Here is a 1,513-nt window from a genome sequence, read left to right as displayed (position 1 = left end):
TTGTAACCGCCGGCCGTAATCTCCCCAGAAGCGCCGTTTGAAAATTCCCCGAACGCGAGCGGCGTCGGCGATTTCCGGACCTCATCTATCCGGAAATTGGCGACGCCGCGGGATGCTGTCCTGATGCCCCGAACGAAGGAACGGGGGCGGACGGGTGCATGGACTGAGGGAGATCGTCTTGATCCACGATTTGAAGAAGCAGGGGCTGAGCCTTACCGCGATCGCGCGGAAGGTCGGATGCGACCGCAAGACCGTCCGGAAGTATCTCGAGTGCGGCCTGGAAGGCCCGGTCTATGGGCCGCGGCAGCCCCGCGAGTGCCTGCTCGATCCCTACGAGGACTATCTGCGCGAACGTGTCATGACCTTCCCCGATCTCAGCGGGGCCCGGCTGCTGCGGGAGATCCGGGAGATGGGTTATGAGGGCGGATACACGAGGGTGACCGATTTCCTGCGGGAGGTCCGCCCGCCGGCGCGCATACGGTTCGAGCGCCGCTTCGAGACGCCTCCGGGTCGCCAGGCGCAGGTCGACTTCGCGGAGTTCACGGTGTCTTTCACCGACGAGCCCGATATTACGCGCAAGGTCTGGCTGTTCTCGATCATCCTCGGCCACAGCCGGTGGCTCTGGGGTCGCTTCGTCGCCAGCCAGAACCTCCAGTCGGTCCTGCGCTGCCATGTGGCGGCGTTCGAGGCGATAGGCGGCGTGCCCGAGGAAGTCCTCTACGACCGCATGAAGACGGCGGTGATCGGCGAGGACGACGCGGGGGTCGTCACCTACAACGCTTCCCTCGTGGCGCTGCTGAACCATTATGGCGCCATCCCTCGGGCGTGCCGCCCTTATCGGGCCAAGACGAAAGGAAAGGTCGAGCGGCCGTTCCGCTATATCCGGCAGGACTTCTTCCTCGCCCGGACCTTCCGCGACCTCGACGATCTGAACGCCCAGTTCGACGGCTGGCGCGCCACCGTCGCCAACCCACGGGTCCATGCCACCACGCGGCGCGCCGTCAACGAGGCCTTCGCCGAGGAACGGCCGAGCCTGACGGCGCTGCCGGCGATCCCCTACAGCGCTGTCCTGACCATAGAGAGACGCGTGAGCCACGAGGGTATGATCTCGGTCGACGGCAATCTCTACAGCGTCCCCGACACGACCCGGAAGCGCGTCGTGGAAGTTCAGAACCACGTCCACGAGATCCGCATCTTCGAGGACGGCGCGCTGATCGCCCGACACCCCGTTCTCGAAGGTAAAGGCCGCCGCCGGGTCGATCCCACGCACCGCACGGCGCCGCCACCGCGACGACACGAGCCTGCCGCACCGGGCGTGCCGCTTCGGCCTCTGTCCTTCTACGATGCTGTCGGCAAACGTCTTGCGGCCCAAGGGGTCCGGTCATGACCGAGCTTCTCGACAGGGTCCGCGGTGCGCTGGTCGGGCTGAAGATGCCGCGTGCGATGGAGGCTCTGGATCATACCGTTCAGCGGCTCGAGCGCGGCGAGATCACCGCCATCGAGGCGATCGACG

The 1,513-nt window shown here is 66.1% G+C and carries 1 protein-coding gene; it reads left to right on the top strand.

The features are described 5' to 3' along the window. The first annotated feature begins 154 nt into the window (after positions 1 to 154). On the top strand, positions 155 to 1,387 hold the full coding sequence (istA, locus tag Q1A87_RS23410; RefSeq protein WP_299657243.1) for an IS21 family transposase: 1,233 nt from the start codon (positions 155 to 157) through the stop codon (positions 1,385 to 1,387). The last annotated feature ends 126 nt before the right edge of the window (positions 1,388 to 1,513 follow it).

The organism is uncultured Jannaschia sp., assembly GCF_947494055.1.
GTDB lineage: Bacteria > Pseudomonadota > Alphaproteobacteria > Rhodobacterales > Rhodobacteraceae > Jannaschia.
Note: the sequence above shows the minus strand (reverse complement) of the source record. Positions and strands in the feature narration are given on the sequence as shown.